Source organism: Streptomyces sp. CRN 30, from assembly GCF_034105845.1.
The window spans coordinates 1-19,773 of the sequence record NZ_JAVRHI010000540.1; the positions used below are offsets into that span (position 1 = coordinate 1).

Here is a 19,773-nt window from a genome sequence, read left to right on the forward strand (position 1 = left end):
CCCGCAGCCGGCGCAGGGCCGGGTCGCGCCGTACGGCGAGCTGCTCCGCGCGGGAGGCGGCCTCCCGGGCGGTGTCGACGGCCGTGCGGAGCGCGGCGCGGGTGTCGTCCCAGCCGGCGAGCCAGCTCTCCGCCTCGGTGAGGACGTCGTCGTCGGCGCGTTCGTCGCGGTCGCGTGCGGTGCGCTCCTCGATGAGTGCGGCGAGGCGCTGTTCGGCGCGGCGGGCCGACTCCAGGCGGCCCAGTTCCTCGGCGGCGCGGCGGGCGGCGGCGGCGAGTCCGGCGGCGTCGGCCTCCGCGTGAGGGGCGGGCAACCGGGCACGCCCGCGGGACTCGGCGGCGGCCGCCCGCCGGTGCTCGGCCTCGGCGGCCTCCCGCAGCTCCAGCGCGGGGGCGACCGTCTCCGCCTTGCGGGCCCGCTCCATGCGCTCCTGGTCCGCGCGGTACTCACCGGTCCGCTCGGCGAGCCGCGCCGCCCGCGCCCTCGCCTCGGCGAACCGGCGCTGCAACCGGTCGCGTTCCCGTACGTCGGCGAAGTCGCGCTCGGCGGCGGTCTGGGCGGCCTCGGCGGCGGTGAGGCGGCAGCGGGCGATCGTGGCCTGCTCCCGTACGGTGCTGCGGGCGACGGCTGCGGCACTCAGCACGGCCTCGGCGAGTCCGGGTTCCCCGGGGGCGGGTTCCGGCAGTTCCATGGCGTCGCCCGCGGCCTGCTGCATGCGGTGGGCGTCGGCCAGCAGCGCGGTGTCGCCGTCGCGGACCCGGGTCTCGGCGGCACGGCGCCGCTCGGCGAGGCGCTTCTCGACCTCGGCGAACCGGTGGGTGTCGAACAGCCGGCCGAGGAGCTTGCCGCGCGCCTCGGCGTCGGCGCGCAGGAACCGCGCGAAGTCGCCCTGCGGCAGGAGCACGACCTGGCAGAACTGTTCGCGGCTCATGCCGAGGAGCTGGGTGATCTCCTCGCCGACCTCCTGGTGGGAGCGGCTGAGGTCGCGCCAGGTGCCGGTGCCGGCGTCGTACTCGCGCAGCCAGGTCTGGGCCTTGTCGACGGTGGTGCCGGAGCCGCGTTTCTTGGGCCGCTCCCAGGGCGGCTGCCGGGTGATCTCCAGGTGACGTCCGGCGACGGTGAGGTCGAGCCGGACCTCGGTGCGGACGGCCGCGTCGGCGTGGTCGCTGCGCAGGGCGGTGCCCTGGCCGCTCTGCCGGGCGCCGGGGACGGAGCCGTACAGGGCGTAGCACACGGCGTCCAGGACGGAGGTCTTGCCGGCGCCGGTGGGGCCGTGCAGCAGGAAGAGACCGGCCGTCGACAGGGCGTCGAAGTCGACGCTCTGTGCTCCGCCGAAGGGTCCGAAGGCGGTGATGTCGAGGCGGTGCAGTCTCACCGGGCCACCTCGCGGAGGGTCTCGTCGGCGCGGACGGCGTCGAACGCGTCGCGCAGCACGGCCTGTTCGCGGGCGTCCGGTCCGGCGCCGCGGACGTGGGCGACGAAGTCCTCCGCGATCTGCTGGTCGGTGCGGCCGGCGAGGCGGCGGGCGTAGGACACGTCGGGGTCGTCCGGGGCGCGTTCGGGGTCGAAGACGAGGTGGAGCGTGTACGGGAAGCGCTCGGTGAGCCGGGCCATGGGGTCGGCGGGGCGGACCGGGTCGGTGAGCGTCGCCTCGACCCACGCCTCCTCGTGCGGGGTCAGCGCCGGGTCGGCGAGCAGGTCCTCCAGCTCGCCCCGCAGTCTGGCCAGCGGGCGCGGCACCGGGCAGTCGATCCGCTCGGCGGTGACCGCGCCGTCGGCGCCGAGGTCGATCAGCCAGGTGCTCTTGCGGTGGGTGGCCTCGGAGAAGGAGTACGGCAGCGGGGAGCCGGAGTAGCGGACGCGGTCGGTGAGGGTCTGGGAGCCGTGGAGGTGGCCGAGTGCCACGTAGTCGACGCCGTCGAAGACACCGGCGGGGACGGCGGCGACACCGCCGACGGTGATGTCCCGCTCGCTGTCGCTGGGTTCGCCGCCGGTGACGAAGGCGTGCGCGAGGACGACGGAGCGGGTGCCGGGCGGGCGGGTGGCGAGGTCGGCGCGGACCCGGTCCATGGCGGCGGCGAGCACGGCCTCGTGTCCGGCCCGGTCGACCCCGAACTCGTCCTTGACGAGGGCGGGTTCGAGGTACGGCAGGCCGTAGAAGGCGACCTCGCCGTGCTCGTCGGCGAGGACGACGGGGGTGCCGCAGTCGGCGGGGGCGGTGCGCAGGTGGATGCCGGCGCGGTCGATGAGCCCCGCGCCCACGCCCAGGCGCCGCGCGGAGTCGTGGTTGCCGGAGATCATCACCGTGGGGACGCCGAGGGCGGCGAGGCGGTGCAGGGCGTCGTCGAAGAGCTCGACCGCGGCGAGCGGCGGCACGGCACGGTCGTACACGTCCCCCGACACGACCACGGCGTCGACGTCGCGCTCGCGCACGGTGTCGACGAGGTGACCGATGAACCCGGCCTGGGCGCCGAGCATGTTCACCCGGTGGAACGCCCGGCCGAGGTGCCAGTCGGAGGTGTGCAGCAGTCTCATGCCTCCCGAGATTAACGGCCGGGTCTGACAGCCCGGCCGGTTGCTCCCGTTCCGCCTGGCCACACCAGCCCGTTAAGCGTGACTAGTCCGTTTCATCCCCCATGCGGCTCTCACGCGTCGCCGTACGCCTCGCCGCCCGTCTCGAACCCGGCCGTCCCCGCGGTGGCGTCCGCGAGCCAGGCGCGGAAGGCGGGCACGTCGGCGTCCGGCAGCGCGATCTCGATGGTGACGGCCTCCGCGTAGCGCACGTCGCGGACCTCGCGTCCGGTAGCGCGCAGGTCGTTCTGGAGCCGGCCGGCCCGCTGGTGGTCGACGGTCACGGTGGCGAGCCGGAACCGCCGCCGGGTGCGGGTGCCCACGGCGTCCAGCGCCTCGCCGACCGCGCCGCCGTAGGCCCGGATGAGCCCTCCGGCGCCGAGCTTGACACCGCCGTAGTAGCGGGTGACGACGGCGACGACATAGCGCATCTCGCGGCGCAGCAGCATCTGGAGCATGGGCAGCCCGGCGGTGCCGCCGGGTTCGCCGTCGTCGCTCGCGCGCTGCACGGAGGCGTCGGCGCCGACGACGTAGGCCCAGCAGTTGTGGGTGGCGTCGGCGTGCTCCTCGCGCACCGCCGCGACGAAGTCCTGGGCCTCCCGCTCGGTGGCGGCCGGGGCGAGGGCGCACAGGAAACGGGAGCGGTTGATCTCGGTCTCGTGCGTGCCCGCGCGGGCGACGGTGCGGTACTCGTCCTGCATCGGGCCAGCCTATGCGGTCACCGGCGGGCGCCCCTGGGCACGGTCACCGAGGTCAGCAGCGCCGACCCCGGTCCCAGCTCTCCCCAGTCGGCACCACGCCACTCCAGTACGGCGAGGGCGGAGGTGGGGAACTTCACCCCGATCCGTTCCAGCGCGTCGCCGCTGCCACCGCCCGCGAGCAGCAGCACCAGCTCCTCCAGTCCGGGGTTGTGCCCGACGACCAGCAGGGCGCGGATCTCGTCGGACACCGCGCGGACCACGTCGAGCAGCCCGGCCGCGTCCGCGCCGTACAGCCGTCCCTCGTGGCGGACCGGGGGCGGCGCGTCCCACTGCGCCGAGGCCAGCTCCCAGGTCGCACGCGCGCGCAGCGCCGTCGAGCACAGCACGAGGTCCGGCAGGTGCCCGGCCCCGGCGAGGACCCGCCCGGCGGCCGGGGCGTCCCGTCGGCCCCGCGCGGCGAGCGGACGATCGTGGTCGGCCACACCCTCGGGCCAGGCGGACTTGGCGTGCCGCAGCACCACCAGGCGACGCTCTTCACTCTTCACGAAACCCCCAGATCACGGACGCGGTCGAGGCCGAGAAACCGGCGGCGCAGGCGTACGTCTCGAAGCGGGCACCGCCGAGCGCCGGCACGCCCTCGGCCTCGACACGCACGACCCGCCCCCTCCGCACCCGGGCGAGTCCCCGCGGCACAGGGGCGACGGGGACAGGGTGTCCTGGCCGGTCGTCGGTAAGGCGGGGCACGCAGCGAGCTTAAAACCCTTGCGCCCCTTGGCGAAGGTCATGACGCACGCCTGTGCGCCCGGCCTTCTTCCCGGCTTCATCGGCTGACATGATCAGCACAGTCCAGGGCGATTCTCGAGTGGGGTGGATGTATGCCCGTCAACCGTTGGTGGAGCGGAGATCCGAGCGAGCGGTACTGGTTGGAGATCACCAATCGCGACGACATCGGCACCAATCTGCTGGCACCCCAACTCAATGACCGGGGCGAGGACTACTGGTCCTACTCACTGGTCCGGCAAGTACGGCCCGGCGACCTAGTGCTGCACTGGGACAAGAACCACGGTCCCGGGGTGGTGGGCTACTCGCATGTCGTGGGCGAGCCGTTCGCATCGACCATCACCTGGCAGAGCCGGGGTACCTACGGCCGCCGGCGCGGTGACGCCACCCCTGAGCCGGAGCCTGCCTGGGAAGCACGCCTCGGGGGATACCGCCGTCTTGAACACCCGGTCACTCAAACCCGTCTGCGTGAGATCGAACCGCGTCTGCGGGTGCTGCGGGACCAGCTGGCGGAGGCACTCGGAACGCCGCTCTATTTCCCGTTCGTCTTCTCGGACCGGCGGCCCCTCCGCGCGGCGCAGGGATATCTCACCAAGGTTCCGCGAGCGTGTGTGGAGGAACTGCCCGAGCTGCTGGAACTGCGTCAGACAGCGATCTCCGAACCCGATGAAGGCGAGGCCGCCGCGCCGGACCCCACCGAGGCGCCGTCGTCGTCACCGCGCCGCGCCGCGTCCACCGGGTTCGCCCGGCAGCGCGACGCCCGTAGACGCAGGGCGGTCGAGCGACACGCCATGGACATGGTGATGAGTCACTACCGGGGGCTCGGTTACGACGTCGAGGACGTGGGCGACCATTCACCCTGGGACATCACCGTGTGCAAGGACGGCGTCGAGTCCCACATCGAGGTGAAGGGCAGCACGCTCACGCGCGCGGCGATCAATCTCACCGACGGAGAGGTCCGCCACGCGGAGAGCGTCCCGACGCGTCTCATAGTGATAGACCAGATCGAACTCGACAGCGGCCTCCGCTGCCACGGCGGGCGGTGGCGGACGTGGGCCGACTGGGTGCCGGGACGGGAGGAGCTCGTCCCCACCGCGTACAGCTACCCCCTTCCGGGAGGCGGGTTCAAAGGTCCTCCTCCCGCCTCGTGACCCTTGTGCCCGCCGTGTCGGGAGGTGTCCACACTGCCCAGCCACAGCAGGTCGCGGGCCCGGGTCATGGCCACGAAGAGCTGGCTCCGGAGGAGCTCCGCGCGCTCCGCCGTGACGTCAGCGGCGTCTGCTGGGGCTCCGAGCGGCCCCGTGGCCAGACCTCCGTCGTGATCGGGCAGATACACCCGTTTGAACTCCAGGCCCTTGGCCCGGCGATAGCTGCCGAGCTTGACCGCGTCGACGGGACGGCCGTCGTAGTGTTCCAACAGGCACACGGGGATACCCGCCCCCTGGATCAGTCGCCGGTAGCGGTCGATCGCACGCTTGGAGGAACAGAGCACCGCGGTATCGGCAAGGAGTGACGCCGGAACGTCACGCAGCGCGCTCAGCAGTGCGTCATCGTGCTCGGTGGTAGTGGGCGCGCAGACACGCGTCACGCGACCGTCGTGGTAGGCCAGGTCGACCTCGCGGCGGCCCGGCGTCCGCCGGCCGTCGATATCCTCGAAGGAGTCACCGGACACCACGGTGAGCGCGGCCCTCAGAATCGCCTCGCCGTTGCGGTAGTTGACCCCCAGCACCTGTCCACGGTCGCCACGAATGTCGATACCGGCATCGGACAGCCGGAAGCCACCCGGGTAGACCGCCTGCTGGCCGTCGCCGATCAGCAGCAGGCCGTTGGGCACGTCGCCGACGAGTGCGTGCAGCAGGCGCACGCCGACCAGTGTCAGGTCCTGCACCTCGTCCACGATGACGGCCGCGTACGGGCTCTGCTCAGTACGTCGCTCCGCCTCCGCGAGCGCCAGGGAAAGCACGTCGTTGAAGTCGTGAACGCCGCGCTCGGCGAGACGCGCCGCATAGTCCTCGCACAGAGCCCACACCGCCTGCCTGTGCGGCCGTCGGAGGCTCACCCGCCGCCGACGTCGGTTCACCGCGGCATACTCCTCGAAGGACGTGATGCCGCGGCCCTTAATGACGTAATCGATCTCTTCCCGCCAGTAGCCGGAATCGGCTGTCAGCGCGGCCAGGCCACCGGCCCGCCCGACGTGTTTCCAGGCAAGGCTGAAGGCGGTCTCGGCCTTGCCCCCGTGCAGACTCACCGGAATGCCGCGGTCGCGCAGGTACTCGTGCGCCCACGCGTGCAGGCTGCGGCATTCGATCCGGTCGGCCACGGCGGGTGCCATGTCCCGGAGGAAGGTGGACTGCACACGCGGCAGGTTGTTGGCGTAGGTGACGTACAGGATCCGGCCTGCGGTACGTCGGGCCAGATGGACCGCGCGATGCAGACCGACCACGGTCTTGCCCGTACCGGCCGGGCCGCTGATCCGTGCGGGTCCCGACCAGTCGCGGCGTACGAGTGCCACCTGGTCGGGATGGAGGAAGGTCATCCATTGCTCGACCGGAGCCCGCAGTGCCTCGCGGAGAGCCGCCTGGCGGAGGCCGTCCAGGTCGAAGAGGCCGTCCGCCGCTTCTTCGCCGACCGGTGGACGCGGTTGCGGGAAGGTCTGCCGCATGATGCTGGGGCCGTCGTACTCGGGGAAGACGCGCTCCAGATGGTCGGCCAGGGCGCGCACGGACTCCACGCCCAGCCGGCGGCGCTCGGACAGCAGCGCCGGTCCGGCCTCACGCTCTCCCAGGAGCCGGATCCTGCCGAGGGCCGCGTCGAGGCGGTGACCGGCGAAGACCATGAGCGGATGGACCGCCACCGGGGACATCCCCAGCGACGCGACGGCCGATTCCGCCGCTCTCGTCACAGCCAGGAGCTTGACCGCATGCGCGTCACGGGACGAGCCGCCGGCGGTCAGCCTGCCGTCCACGATCTCCGGCGCGGTACGCCAATTCTTCACATCGACGACGAACACTCCGCCGGGACCGACCAGAAGCATGTCCACATTGGCCGAGCGGGTCCCCGGCCACCTGCGGTCGACCAGTAGCCGCCAGCCGCGGGCCGTCAAAAGCAGCAGTTGGGCCGCCACGCGTCGTTCGCCCTCGTCGGCGGCCTCCCACTGCCGCGCACGCTGCCGTGCCGCCTGCCACTGCTCGCGCAGCTCTCGCTCCTGCCGCCGCGCGTCCTGTGCCTGCCGAGACGCCGATCCGCCCACTGTACGCACCGCCCCCTTGTACGCAGAGTAGCGATCATAGGGTGGTCGGCAACCCCGAGGGCAGACCGCCTGACCTGGTGCATGTCCGCGTGTACTCGGCGCCGACCCGCCGCGGCAGGGAATCGCGTCCCGGTCCAGGACGTTCTCGCTGGAAAGTACGGCGAGCTAACGGAGGCGACACCATGTACGGCGACACCGAGACTGTACGCAGGATCCTCACCGGCCACGGCGACACCTGGGCCGTAGTGGGCCTGTCCGCCAATCAGCAGCGTGCCGCCTACGGGGTGGCGTCCGTCCTGCAGCGCTTCGGCAAGCGGATCGTTCCCGTGCACCCGAAGGCCGAGACGGTCCACGGCGAGCAGGGGTACGCCTCCCTCGCGGACATCCCGTTCGACGTGGACGTCGTCGACGTCTTCGTCAACAGCGATCTGGCCGGAGCCGTCGCCGACGAAGCAGTGGCCAAGGGGGCGAAGGCAGTGTGGTTCCAGCTCGGGGTGGTCGACGAGGCGGCGTACGAGCGGACCCGGACCGCCGGTCTCGACATGGTCATGGACCGCTGCCCCGCGATCGAGATACCGCAGCTGGGCTGAGTCGCGGACGCTCCGGGCGGGACACCGCCACGGCCCGGTGGGGGCCCGTAGGATCAGCACCAGGGGTCAATACAGTTCAACGGGGGCATAGTTGGAACTTACGTCCATCGGTGCGCGGCTGGCCTCGGCCGCCGTCGGTCCACTCGTCAAGAAGCTCTTCGTCGCCGAAAGCCCCGGAGCCGGCCTCGTGGACAAGCCGGTCCGCCTCTCCGGCTACGTTTCCTTCAAGGGCGAGAAGCGCACGCTGACCGAGGCCGATGTGGGTGATCTCGCCGGGAAACTCGTCAAGCAGGCCCTGCGAGCAGGCGAACGGCCCATCGCGGCCGACGAGCAGCAGGCCGTCACCGACGCCCTTGCCACCACATTGCGCGCCCTCGGCGAACTCACGGTCACCGACCTCGACGCCGTCCGCCTCGGCCATCAGGAGTTCGCCCGGGTCCTGCGGCGCGCCGCCGGCTCCCCGGAACGCCACCTGTCCGCCGACGGAACGTACTTCTACGGGAGTCTGCTGGACACAGCCTGTCTGCACATCCTGCACTTCTTCACCCAGCGCTCGACGTTCATCGCCCATGCTCTGGTCGAGCAGGCGCGGACGCTCGACGAGCTGGTCGGCAAGGTGGACGAGCTGATCCGCCGCAACCCTCTACCCGGCGGTGAGGACGCCGCTTTCGAGCAGCAGTACCTCGCCCACATGACGAAGAAGCACGGCAAGCTGACGATCTACGGCATCGATCTGAACAACTCTCCGCGGCGGTGGCCTCTGGACGTGGCCTACTTGAGCCTTCAGGCGTCGGCCTCCTGGTACGAGCGGCTGATGATCGAGCTGAAGGACTTCCGCAGCCCGGCCCTTGCCTCCGTGGAGCGGGCCGCGCACTTCCTGGCGGCGGGTGGAGCGGAGGGGCCCGCAGTGGATCACGCGGCGTCCGAGTCGGCGTCAGTTCCTCTGTCCCATGACGTGCTCCGGTCCACGTACGACACCATCAGGCGCGGCCTGGCGAACGAGTCCAGTGACCTCATCAGGCTGAAGGTCCATGCCGACCTCGAAGGCCGGGCCGAGTGGAACCTGTCCACTCCCCAGCCCGCGGACCGCGCCCTCGCCACCAGCCACCGCGTGCTGCTGCGCGGCGAGGCCGGATCGGGCAAGACGACGCTGATCCAGTGGCTGGCGGTCACCGCCGCTTGCCAGGACCTTCCCGACGGCGCAGAGTACCTGTACGACCGCGTCCCCTTCGTCCTCCCCCTGCGCACCTTGACACGGAACGGCAGTCCCCTGCCCTCCCCCAAGCACTTCCTGGCCGCCACCGGCTGTCCCCTCGACGGCGTCCAGCCCCAGGGCTGGGAGAACAGAGTGCTCGTCGCGGGACGCGGACTGATCCTCATCGACGGCATCGACGAGATACCCGACCGCGAACGCGAGCGCACCAGGAAGTGGCTGCGGGAGCTCATCGAGACCTACGACGGCGACAACCGCTGGCTCGTCACCTCCCGTCCGGCCGCCGTGCACCGGGACTGGCTCGCCGAGGAGGACTTCACCGAACTCAGCCTCTCCGCCATGGACTCCGCCAGCATCGCCACGTTCATCCGGCGCTGGCACCACGCGGCACGCACCGGCGGTGCGGACGACACCGACCTCGAGCGGTACGAGACCCAACTGCTCACGGCCGTCCGCACCGAACCCGGCCTCGCCCGGCTGGCGACGAATCCACTGATGTGCGGGCTGATCTGCGCCCTGCACCGGGACCGCCGCGGTTATCTCCCGCACGGCCGTAAGGGTCTCTACGAGGCCACGCTGTCGATGCTGCTGAGCCGCCGTGACAGAGAGCGCGACATGGAGGGTCCCGAACTCGCCGAGGACCCTCAGCTCGACGTGCTCCAGCGGCTCGCCTACTGGCTGATCAAGAACGGCCGCACCGAGATGGACCGGGCACGCGCCGAGCAGATCGTCGGTCGGGCCCTGCCCGCGGTCCCCGAGGTGGCCGCTCTGGGGGACGCGTCAGCAGTCTTCGACCACTTCCTGCAGCGCAGCGGCCTGCTCCGCGAGCCGACACCCGACTCCGTGGACTTCGTCCACCGCACCTTCCAGGATTTTCTGGGTGCCCGGGCAGCACTTGAGGAGGGCGACTTCGGACTGCTCAGCGAGCACGCGGCCGACGACCAGTGGGAGGACGTCATCCGGATGGCGGTCGCCCTCGCCCGGGCCCGTGAACGCGTGACGATCTTCGATGCGCTCCTCCTGAGAGGCGACCGGGCCGTCGACAAGGGCGTCCAGGCCAGGATCTACCTGCTCGCCGCCGCCTGTCTGGAACACGCCACGGCCCTCGATCCCGCGGTCCGCGAGGCCGTGGAACAGCGCACGGCGACTCTGATTCCGCCGACCGGCCACGAGGAGGCGCGGGCTCTCGCCGATGTCGGTCCATTGATCCTTCATCTCCTCCCGGGTCCGGAGGAAGTGCCCGATCACGCGGCCGCCGTCAACGTGGTCACCGCGGCGTCGCACATCACATCCGACGCCGCGCTGAGCTTCTTGTCCCGCTACACCCGCTATCCCTTCACTCCGGTGCTCTCCGAGCTGCTGTGGGCCTGGTCCCGCTTCGACACGGAACAGTTCGCGGAAGAGATCGTCGCGCGTATGGACCCGACGGACCTGACCTTCCCGGTCCGGTCCGATGAGCAGCTCCACCAGCTGAGCCGCCTCGATGTCCAGGTCGATGACCTGGATGTCAGGGGCAACGTGTCCCTGGAGGCCCTGGCCACTTGCACCGCCCGGCACGAACTGACGTCCCTTTTTCTGTCCAACGACGAGATCACTGACCTCGCGTTCCTCTCCGGGCAGTCACGGCTGCAGTCGGTCAATCTGAACTTCTGCTCCAGACTGACCGATCTCTCCGCCCTGCGCGGCCTTCCCATCGACACCCTGAGCATCAGTACCGATCGCGCCGACCTGGATCTGAGCACGCTGTCGTGCTTGTCCCGCCTGGAGCGGCTCGGCCTCCACGGACCCGACGAGCTGCGCTGGAGCCCGGCGGATCTGCCGCAGCAGGCCCCTCTGCTCTCACTCGGGGTGTCAGGGGCGACCCGGCCCGCAGCGGGAGGGATCCGGGGCATCGGCGTTTTCACCGACCTGACAAGCCTGAGGCTCAACGACCCGTCGAGCCCGGCTTCCGCGCAGGAGTGGGAGGAACTCTGCGGTCTTCCCCGGCTCACCGATCTCACCGCGACCGCCGCGTGCCTGGAGACGCTCCCACCGGGTGCGGTCCTCGACGGCGTCTCCTTCCTCCGTCTCCTCGGAGGAAAGGGTGAACGCGTCGTGCAAGCGGCGGTGCACCGGCTGCCCGGAGCCTTCCCGGCGCTGGACTACTGCGAGTTCCACGGGGACATGACCGCGGAGGGGGACATCGACCTCGCACCACTGGCCGGGCTGCCGGCCCTGCGCAACGTCGTGGTCGCGGTCGCGGCCGACCGTGTGCGGGGGCTCGACGCCCTGCCCGAGTCGGTGTCCGTCACTCTGTTGTCGTGAGGTCGGCACCGCCCGGATACCGCGGTCACGAACGCCGTCCAACCCGTTTCCGACTGTTCCCACGCCCGCCATAATGCCCGGATGACCCCAGCCTCCCCCGCCTCCGAGCGCTTCCCGGTCGTCGTCGTGGGGGCCGGGCCCGCCGGGCTCGTTCTCGGCAGTGTGCTGCGGGACGCGGGGGTCGGGTGTCTGGTGCTGGAGAGCGAGACGCGGGAGTTCATCGAGCGGCGGCCCCGGGCCGGGGTCATCGAGGAGTGGGTGGTGCGCGGGCTCGAACGTCGGGGGCTCGCGCGCGGGTTGCTGGAGCGGGCGCAGCGGCACGGTGAGTGCGAGTTCCGGTTCGGCGGCGAGCGGTTCCGGTTCCGGTACGGCGAGCTGACCGGGCTCCACCACTGGGTGTATCCGCAGCAGTTCCTCGTCACGGACCTGGTGCGGGAGTACGCGGACGTGCGGGGCGGCGCCATCCGGTTCGGTGTGCGGGACGTGCGGCTCGACGGGATGGACTCGGAGCGGCCCTCGGTGTCGTACACCGATCCGGGGACGGGTGAGCGGCCGACCGTGGAGTGCGCGTTCGTCGCCGGGTGCGACGGTGCTCGTGGGGTGACGCGGGCCGCGATGCCCGCGGACCGGGTGCGGACCGCCCGGCTCGACTACGGCATCGGCTGGCTGGCGCTGCTCGCCGAGGCGCCGCAGTCGGCGGACTGCGTGGTGTTCGGGATGCATCCGCGCGGTTTCGCCGGCCACATGCAGCGCAGTACCGACGTCACGCGCTACTACCTCCAGTGTCCGCCGGGCGACGACCCGGAGGCTTGGTCGCACCGTCGGGTCTGGGCGGAGCTGCGGGAGCGGCTCGCGGCCGGGGGCGCGCCGCCGCTGAACGAGGGCCGGCTGATCGAGAAGCGCGTCCTCGACATGCACAACTACGTCGTGGAGCCGATGGCCGCCGGGCGGCTGTTCCTCGCCGGGGACGCCGCCCATCTCACCGCGCCGATCGCCGCCAAGGGCATGAACCTCGCCCTGCACGACGCCTTCCTGCTCGGGGAGGGGCTGGTCGCGCGGTTGACGAAGGGCGACGGGGACGGGCTGTCCGCCTACTCGGCGACATGTCTGCGGCGGGTCTGGGACTACCAGGAGTTCTCGCAGTGGCTCTCCGAGGTGTACCACGGCACCGCCTCCGGTGATCCCTACCGCGCGGGCACGACCCTGGCACGGCTGCGGCGCCTGTTCGACTCGCCCGTCGCGGCGGCGGCCTTCGCCGAGCAGTACCTGGGGGCGCGGACCGTCGCCTGACCGGGGCTCAGACAGTGACGCCCAGTCCGTCCAGGACGACCGCCCCGGGCAGTTCCGCGAACGCCTTGCCCGGCACCAGCAGCTTGCCGCGCCGCCGTCCGCTGCCGACCAGGACGTACGGCAGGTCGACGACGGCCGCGTCCACCAGCAGCGGCCACTCCGCGGGGAGGCCGACCGGGGTGATCCCGCCGTACTCCATACCGGTCAGGCCCGTGGCGGTGTCCATCGGCGCGAACGACGCTTTGCGGGCGCCCAGACGGCGCCGGACCACGCCGTTGACGTCGACGCGGGTGGTCGACAGCACCAGGCAGGCGGCGAGGGACGTCCCGCCGGCCCGCTTGCCGGAGACGACCACGCAGTTGGCGGACTGCTCCAGCAGGTCACGGCCGTAGTGCTCGACGAAGGTCGCGGTGTCGGCCCACTCCGGGTCGGTGTCGACGTAGAGGATCTGCTCGGCGGGTACGCCGCCCCGCCAGTGGCGTACCGCGTCGGCGACCGGGGCGGTCAGTTCGTCGAGGCAGTCCGGGGCGGGCGTGGCGTGGTCGAAGTCTCCGATGGGTGGCTGCATGCCCGCACGGTAACAAGGGCTCAGCGCACGAACGGTACGGAGACGGCCATGACCATCTCCATCGGCACGTCACCGGTGTTGGCGTACGTGTGCGGGGTGTCGGCCTCGAAGGACGCGCTCGCCCCGGCCGGTACGCGGTGCTCCGCGCCGTCCACGGTGAGGGTCAGCTCCCCCGCCGTGACGTGCACCAGCTCGACCGTGCCCTCGGGGTGCGGGTCGGACGGGCTGGCCTGCCCCGGCATGAGCCGCCAGTCCCACATCTCCAGCGGGCCGGACGCCTCCGTACCGGCGAGCAGCCGGTTGTAGCTGCCCTCCTCGGTGTGCCAGAGCCGTACCGCCTGCTCGGCCGAGACGATCCGGACCCTGGGGCCCTGTTCGTAGTCGAGCAGGGTGGTGATGCTGACCCCCAGCGCGTCGCCGATCTTGACGACGGTGCCCAGGCTCGGGTTGGTGCGGGCCTGCTCGATCTGGATGAGCATGCCGCGGCTGACCCCGGCGCGTCCGGCGAGGGCGTCCAGGGTGTACCCGCGCTCGGTGCGCCAGCGCTTGACGTTGCGCGCGAGGGACTGGGTCAGCAGGTCGAGGTCCGACACGTTCCGTCCACTGTTCTCGGCCGGCCCACATGACGGCCGTCCATTATTTTGGCTAGTGCGGTACAGCTTACTGAACTACGGTCGGCTGTACCCGATCGTCCATCGCACTGTACTGCGAGGCGGTACGCCCATGACAGCGCTGTTCGCACTGGCCACGAGCCTGCTGTGGGGGCTGGCCGACTTCGGCGGCGGGGCCCTCACGCGGCGGATGTCCGCGCTGACGGTGGTGGTCGTCTCGCAGACGGTCGCGGCGGTCGTGCTCGGCGCGGTGGTGACCGGCACCGGGGCGTGGGGCGAGGCGGCGCCGCGGCTGTGGTTCGCCGTGGCCGCCGGGGTCGCCGGGCCGGTGGGGATGTTCGCCTTCTACCGCGCGCTGGCGCTCGGCCCGATGGGCGTCGTCTCACCGCTGGGGTCGGTCGGCGCGGTCGTTCCCGTCGCCGTCGGAGTGGTGCTCGGCGAACGCCCCGGGCCGCTCCGGCTGGCCGGTGCGGTCGTCGCCGCGGCCGGGGTCGTCCTGGCGTGCGGCGCGCGGGGTGACGGCGCGCACGGCGCGCCCGTGCGGCGGCAGGCGGTCCTGCTCGCCCTGGTCGCGGCGGGCGCCTTCGGGACGGTGATGACCCTGATCGCCGAGGCGTCGGTCACGCTCCCCGGTCTGTTCCTCGCCCTGTTCGCGCAGCGCGTCACCAACGTCGTCGTCGGCGTCCCGGCACTGGCCGCGTCGGTGCGGCGCGGGACGCCCGCCCTGCCGGCGGAGGGCTTCCCGTGGCGGTCGCTGCCGGCGCTCGCCCTGGTCGGCCTGGCCGACGTCGGCGCCAACGGCACCTACGCGCTGGCCGCTTCGCGCGGTCCGGTCGTGGTCGCCGCCGTGCTCGCCTCCCTCTGCCCGGTGGTGACGGCGATCGTCGCGCGCGTGGCGCTGCGGGAACGGCTGCGCGGGGTGCAGGCGGCGGGGGCGGGGGTCGCCCTGGCGGGCACGGTACTGCTGGCGGCGGGGTGACGCCCACGCCGGCCTCAAGGGCCCGGTGCCGGCTCAAGGACGCGGTGCCGACCTCAAGGACCCGGTGTCGGCCTCAGGGACCCGGTGTCGGGCTCAGGGCTCCGTGTCCAGCCGTGCCAGTCGTGCCGCCGTCTCCTCGTCCAGGCCGGACAGCGCGCTCAGCTGCTGTGGGGTGACGCCGTCGGGGATCGGCTTCGGCGCCGGGGTCCGCAGCGGTGGCTGCCAGCCGTCGTCGGGGGTCCAGCGCCGTACGACACGGGCGGGCGCCCCAGCCACCACCGCGTGGTCGGGGACCGTGCCCCGGACGACCGCGCCGGCCGCCACCACCACGTTCCGGCCGATCCGCGCGCCGGGCAGGATCACCGCGCCGGTGCCGATCCAGCAGCCGGGGCCTATCTCGACCGGCTCCATGCGGGGCCACTGCTTGCCGATCGGCTGGTGCGGATCGTCGTAGGAGTGGTTCGTGGACGTGACGTAGACGTACGGGCCGAAGTAGCAGTCGCTGCCGATGGTGACCGTGGTGTCGGCGATCACGTGGCTGCCCCGGCCGAGGACGACGCCGTCGCCGATGCGCAGGATCGGCTCCGGGCCGAGGTCGAGGTCGGGCATCAGACCGGCCGTCAGCGTGACCCGCTCGCCGATGATGCAGTACGAGCCGACGTGGATCCACGGTTCGCCGAAGACCGTGCCGAGCGGGAACGCCAGCCGGGTGTGCGGGCCGAGCGCGCCGAACCGGAACCGCCCGGGGTGCTCCGCCGTGACCGATCCGGTGCGCTGCAACCAGGCCCAGCCCGCGTGGACGGCGCGCTGCGCGAGCCTGCGGCGCCTGGAGGGTCGGGGGTTCTCGGGCTTCGGCACCCGCTCACGGTACTCAGGGTGCCGTGCGGGTACCGGTGGGGCGGGCTGTGATCTTCGCCCCACCCGGCCCCGGCCCGCTGGGCTACCGTGCCGGTGACACAAGGACGGACCGGAGGCGGCAATGACGCACAGGGCACTGATCACGGGCATCGGCGGCAGGGAGCCCGAGGTGGACGCGGAGGCGTTCGTCGCACCGACCGCCTCGGTCGTCGGGGACGTGCGCGTGGCCGCGGGGGCGAGCGTCTGGTACGGCGCGGTGCTGCGCGGCGACGTCGAGCGGATCACGGTCGGGGCGAGCAGCAACGTCCAGGACAACTGCACGCTCCACGCCGACCCCGGCTTTCCCGTCACCATCGGGGAGCGGGTCTCCGTGGGGCACAACGCCGTGGTGCACGGGGCGCGTGTCGAGGACGACTGTCTGATCGGCATGGGCGCGACGGTGCTGAACGGTGCCGTGATCGGCGCCGGGTCGCTCGTCGCCGCGCAGGCGCTGGTGCCGCAGGGGATGGAGGTGCCGCCGGGGTCGCTGGTGGCGGGGGTGCCGGCGAAGGTCCGGCGGGAGCTGAGCCAGGAGGAACGGGAGGGGTTGACCCTCAACGGCACGTTGTACGCCGAGCTGGCGAAGACTCACCGGGCGGAGGTCGGGGAGTGACGCAGGGCGCGGACCGCGGGTGCGTCATGGTCGCTCGCCCAGTTTCCCGCGCCCCTTCCCGCGCCCCTTCGGGGGCGCTCCCTACTCGGCGGCGGCGACGGGTTCCGCGGGCTCCGGGGACTGCGCCTTCTTCGCCTTCCGCCTCAGGATCAGCATCGACGTCGCGCCGATGAGGACCGCGGCCACCAGGCCCAGCCAGGAGAAGCGCTTCAGCCAGGACTCGGCCACGACGCCCACGTAGTAGATGACGGCCGTGGTGCCGCCCGCCCAGACGATGCCGCCGAGGACGTTGGCGATCAGGAACTTCCAGTACGGCATCCGCAGGACACCGGCGAGCGGTCCCGCGAAGATGCGGAGCAGGGCGACGAAGCGGCCGAAGAACACCGCCCACATGCCCCACTTCGTGAAGGACCGCTCGGCGGTGGCGACATGGCCCTCGCTGAAGTGCCGGGGGAACTTCCGGCCCAGCCACGCGAGCAGCGGCCGGCCGCCCCTGCGGCCGATCGCGTAGCCGATGGAGTCGCCGACCACCGCGCCGACGGTGGCGCAGACACCGAGGACGACCGGGTCGATGCCGCCGTGCTGGGACGACAGCAGTGCCGCCGACACCAGGATGATCTCGCCGGGCAGCGGGATACCCAGGCTCTCCAGACCGATGACCAGTCCCACCACGGCGTAGACGGCGACCGCGGGCACCGTGTCGAGCCACTCCTGGACGTGCACTGCCGGCTCCTGACGTTTCGCTCCTGCTGTCCAGGGAAGCCTACTTGGTCACACGCGAGCCCCCACCTCCCCTGTCGTCCGCAGCCGCAGATCCGCCGACGACGCCCCGACCCACACCACCCGCCGGCCGGTGCCGAGCGCCCAGTCGTGACGGTCCGCGTCCCAGTGGGAGAGGGTCCGGGCGGCGACGCGCACGGTGATCTCGCGCCGCTCCCCCGCCCGCAGAGTCAGCCGCCGGTACCCGGCCAGCACCCGTACGGGCTGGTCGAGGCCGAGTCCGGGCGCGGGTCCGACGTAGACCTGCGGCACCGTCACACCCGCGCGGGTGCCGGTGTTGCGGACGGTGAAGGAGACGTCGAGGCCGCCGTCGCGCACCGGCCGGACCGCCGGGTCCGTGAAGGCGAAGGTGGTGTACGACAGTCCGTGCCCGAAGGGGAAGAGCGGGCGCTCACCCCGCTCGTCGTACCAGCGGTGGCCGATGTGGACGCCCTCGGAGTAGCGCTCCACACCGTTCACGCCCGGGTAGCGGGCGGGGTCCGCGGCGACCGGGTGCCGGGTGTCGGCGGCCGGGAAGGTCTGGGTGAGCCGGCCGCCGGGGTCGGTCTCGCCGTAGAGGACGGCGGCGGTGGCGGCGGCTCCTTCCTGGCCGGGGTAGTACATCTGCAGGACGGCGCCGGTCGTCGCGAGCCACGGCATCGACACCGCCGACGACGTGTTCAGCACGACGGTGACACGGGGGTTGGCCCGGGTCACCGCCGCGATCAGCCGGTCCTGGCCGCCCGGCAGGGCGAGGGTGGCGCGGTCCTGTCCCTCGGTCGCGTCCTCGTAGGCGAAGAGCACCACGTCGTCGGCGGCGCGGGCGGCCCGTACGGCCTCGGCGACGTCCGCCGCGCGGCTCGCCCCGGTGATGCGCCGCAGCCGGAACGACTGGCCGGCCTCCCCGCCCCGTGCGGTGATCCGCAGCCGGTGCCGGCCCGCGGCGAGCCGCAGCGTCCGGCGGCGTACGGCGAGACCGTCGGGCGCGCGGGTGAGCAGGCCGCCGGGGAAGTACTCCTGGTAGCCGGGCGCGAGCGGGAAGAGGTCCTCGTCGCCGAGGCGGACCTCGGGGCGGCGCGTGGGCTCGGCCGAGCAGTGCAGCAGGAGGGTCCAGTCGTCGTCCTCGGCGACGGTGAGGGTGCCGTCGTAGGTCCAGGTCTCGCCCGGTGCGACGTGCCGGTCCTCGGTGTCCAGGGCGGGGCTGAGCGCGCCGGCGGGGAGGCTCTTGCCGTGGATGTCCTCGCCGAGCGCGTACGTGACGCGCGCCGCGCGGGCCCCGATGGTGTCGAGGGGGCGGGCGGCGCGGTCGGGGACGACGTGGGCGCTGCCCCCGCCGCCGACCAGGGGCCGGGCGCCGGTGGGGCCGATCACCGCGACGTGCCGGCCGGGGGCCAGCGGCAGGGTGCCGGATGCGTTGCGCAGCAGTACGGCGCCCGCCTCGGCCACCTCGCGGGCCACGGCGGCACCGGCCGCGGCGTCGCGTGCCGGGCGGGCCGGCGGCTCGGCGTCGAGCAGGCCGAAGCGGTCCATGACGGTCAGGACGCGGCGTACGGCCCGGTCGACGTGGGCCTCGGGCACGGTGCCGTCCGCGACGGCCGCCAGCAGGGCGTCGCCGTAGTGCTTGCCGTCCGGCATCTCCAGGTCGAGTCCGGCGGCGAGGGCGGCGGCGGTGGAGTGGGTGGCGGACCAGTCGCTCATGACCGGGCCGTCGAAGCCCCAGCGTTCCCGCAGGACGCCGGTGAGCAGGGCGGTGTGCTCACCGGCGTGGGTGCCGCCGACCTTGTTGTAGGCGGCCATCACCGCGCCGGTGCCGGCGTCGACGGCGGCTTCGAAGGCGGGCAGGTACACCTCGTGCAGGGTGCGTTCGTCGACGCGGACGTCGACCGTCTCGCGGTCCTTCTCCTGGTTGTTGAGGGCGAAGTGCTTGACGGTGGCGATCAGTCCCTCGCCCTGGATGCCCGCGATCTCGGCGGCGACCAGGTCGGCGGAGAGCAGCGGGTCCTCGGCGAACGTCTCGAAGTTCCGGCCCGCGTACGGGGTGCGGATCAGGTTGACCATCGGGGAGAGCAGCACGTCCTGGCCGAGGGCACGGCCCTCGCGGCCGATGACCTGTCCGTAGCGCCGGGCCAGGTCGGGGGCGAAGGCGGAGGCCAGCAGGACCGGGGCGGGCAGCGCCGTGGCGTGCGCGGTGACCCGGACACCGGCCGGGCCGTCGGCCAGCCGCAGCGCGGGGACGCCGAGCCGGGGCACGCCGGGGACGTGGCCGGCCTGGCCGAGCGGGGCGGGGTCGGGCGCCCCGTGCAGCAGGGAGACCTTCTCGGCGAGGGTGAGCCGGGCGAGGAGCCGCTCGACGCGGGCACGGGCGGCCGGGTCGGGAACGCCGTCCACCGGACCGGGGCGATGAGGGCCGGTGCCCGCCGGGCCGGTGCGAAGAGGACCGGTGCCCGCCGGGCCGGGGCGGGTGGCGGCGTCCGCCCGGCCGCCGTGGTCGCCGGCGACGCCCGCGACCGTCGCCGTCGCCATGGTCGCGGCACCGGTCAGCAGGCGCAGGACGGACCGCCGGGAGGCGTCGGTGCCGGGCCCGGCCGGTCGTTCACGAGGTGTCTCTGTCGGTGTCTGCACGCAGGCACTATGCGGGAGCGCGCGC

The 19,773-nt window shown here is 72.7% G+C and carries 16 protein-coding genes; 6 read left to right on the plus strand and 10 right to left on the minus strand.

Annotated elements, in window-relative coordinates:
* The 4 genes from UW392_RS62620 to UW392_RS62635 all read right to left on the minus strand — a co-directional run.
* On the minus strand, positions 1 to 1,375 hold a 1,375-nt coding region (locus UW392_RS62620; RefSeq protein ID WP_320784447.1), incomplete at its 3' end, for an SMC family ATPase.
* Positions 1,372 to 2,535, minus strand: coding sequence for an exonuclease SbcCD subunit D (locus UW392_RS62625; protein WP_320784448.1), 1,164 nt, complete (start codon positions 2,533 to 2,535; stop codon positions 1,372 to 1,374). The genes UW392_RS62620 and UW392_RS62625, both read right to left, overlap by 4 nt.
* 110 nt (positions 2,536 to 2,645) lie before the next feature.
* Positions 2,646 to 3,272 carry a YigZ family protein gene (locus tag UW392_RS62630; protein ID WP_320784449.1) on the minus strand — a complete coding sequence of 209 codons (627 nt, stop codon included), beginning with the start codon at positions 3,270 to 3,272 and terminating at the stop codon, positions 2,646 to 2,648.
* A 17-nt stretch (positions 3,273 to 3,289) separates the two neighbouring features.
* A complete protein-coding gene (locus UW392_RS62635; RefSeq protein WP_320784450.1) occupies positions 3,290 to 3,817 on the minus strand; it encodes a histidine phosphatase family protein in 528 nt (175 codons plus the stop codon).
* Between the two features lie 330 nt (positions 3,818 to 4,147).
* Here UW392_RS62635 and UW392_RS62640 point away from each other — a divergent pair, with 330 nt between their 5' ends.
* Positions 4,148 to 5,203, plus strand: a complete 1,056-nt coding sequence (locus UW392_RS62640) for a protein NO VEIN domain-containing protein (RefSeq protein ID WP_320784451.1) — start codon at positions 4,148 to 4,150, stop codon at positions 5,201 to 5,203.
* Here the strand turns inward: UW392_RS62640 and UW392_RS62645 are convergent.
* Complete coding sequence (locus tag UW392_RS62645; RefSeq protein ID WP_320784452.1) at positions 5,155 to 7,311, minus strand: nuclease-related domain-containing DEAD/DEAH box helicase; 2,157 nt, start codon at positions 7,309 to 7,311, stop codon at positions 5,155 to 5,157. The two genes, UW392_RS62640 and UW392_RS62645, sit on opposite strands and share 49 nt — an antisense overlap.
* A gap of 173 nt (positions 7,312 to 7,484) precedes the next feature.
* Between UW392_RS62645 and UW392_RS62650 the strand changes: the two genes are divergently transcribed.
* From UW392_RS62650 to UW392_RS62660, 3 genes are all read left to right on the plus strand, one after another.
* The gene (locus tag UW392_RS62650; protein ID WP_320784453.1) at positions 7,485 to 7,892 is read left to right on the plus strand and encodes a CoA-binding protein; all 408 of its coding nucleotides are present in this window, start codon (positions 7,485 to 7,487) and stop codon (positions 7,890 to 7,892) included.
* 91 nt (positions 7,893 to 7,983) lie between these two features.
* Positions 7,984 to 11,409, plus strand: coding sequence for an NACHT domain-containing protein (locus UW392_RS62655; protein WP_320784454.1), 3,426 nt, complete (start codon positions 7,984 to 7,986; stop codon positions 11,407 to 11,409).
* Between the two features lie 81 nt (positions 11,410 to 11,490).
* Positions 11,491 to 12,699, plus strand: a complete 1,209-nt coding sequence (locus UW392_RS62660) for a 4-hydroxybenzoate 3-monooxygenase (protein WP_320784455.1) — start codon at positions 11,491 to 11,493, stop codon at positions 12,697 to 12,699.
* 7 nt (positions 12,700 to 12,706) lie between these two features.
* Here the strand turns inward: UW392_RS62660 and UW392_RS62665 are convergent, their stop codons facing one another.
* A complete protein-coding gene (locus UW392_RS62665) occupies positions 12,707 to 13,267 on the minus strand; it encodes a YbaK/EbsC family protein (protein WP_320784456.1) in 561 nt (186 codons plus the stop codon).
* Between the two features lie 20 nt (positions 13,268 to 13,287).
* Positions 13,288 to 13,860 (minus strand): XRE family transcriptional regulator, encoded by a 573-nt coding sequence (locus UW392_RS62670; RefSeq protein WP_320784457.1) that lies wholly within the window; start codon positions 13,858 to 13,860, stop codon positions 13,288 to 13,290.
* 130 nt (positions 13,861 to 13,990) lie between these two features.
* Here UW392_RS62670 and UW392_RS62675 point away from each other — a divergent pair, with 130 nt between their 5' ends.
* Positions 13,991 to 14,857 (plus strand): EamA family transporter, encoded by an 867-nt coding sequence (locus UW392_RS62675; protein ID WP_320784458.1) that lies wholly within the window; start codon positions 13,991 to 13,993, stop codon positions 14,855 to 14,857.
* 93 nt (positions 14,858 to 14,950) lie between these two features.
* Here the strand turns inward: UW392_RS62675 and UW392_RS62680 are convergent, their stop codons facing one another.
* Positions 14,951 to 15,715, minus strand: coding sequence for an acyltransferase (locus UW392_RS62680; RefSeq protein WP_320784459.1), 765 nt, complete (start codon positions 15,713 to 15,715; stop codon positions 14,951 to 14,953).
* A 121-nt stretch (positions 15,716 to 15,836) separates the two neighbouring features.
* On the opposite strand from UW392_RS62680, the gene UW392_RS62685 reads away from it, so the two are divergent.
* On the plus strand, positions 15,837 to 16,367 hold the full coding sequence (locus UW392_RS62685) for a gamma carbonic anhydrase family protein (RefSeq protein WP_320784460.1): 531 nt from the start codon (positions 15,837 to 15,839) through the stop codon (positions 16,365 to 16,367).
* An 81-nt stretch (positions 16,368 to 16,448) separates the two neighbouring features.
* On the opposite strand, the gene UW392_RS62690 is transcribed toward UW392_RS62685, so the two are convergent.
* Both UW392_RS62690 and UW392_RS62695 read right to left on the minus strand, forming a co-directional pair.
* Complete coding sequence (locus UW392_RS62690; RefSeq protein ID WP_320784461.1) at positions 16,449 to 17,090, minus strand: DedA family protein; 642 nt, start codon at positions 17,088 to 17,090, stop codon at positions 16,449 to 16,451.
* A 48-nt stretch (positions 17,091 to 17,138) separates the two neighbouring features.
* On the minus strand, positions 17,139 to 19,649 hold the full coding sequence (locus UW392_RS62695; protein ID WP_414497696.1) for a beta-glucosidase family protein: 2,511 nt from the start codon (positions 19,647 to 19,649) through the stop codon (positions 17,139 to 17,141).
* Positions 19,650 to 19,773: the final 124 nt, after the last annotated feature.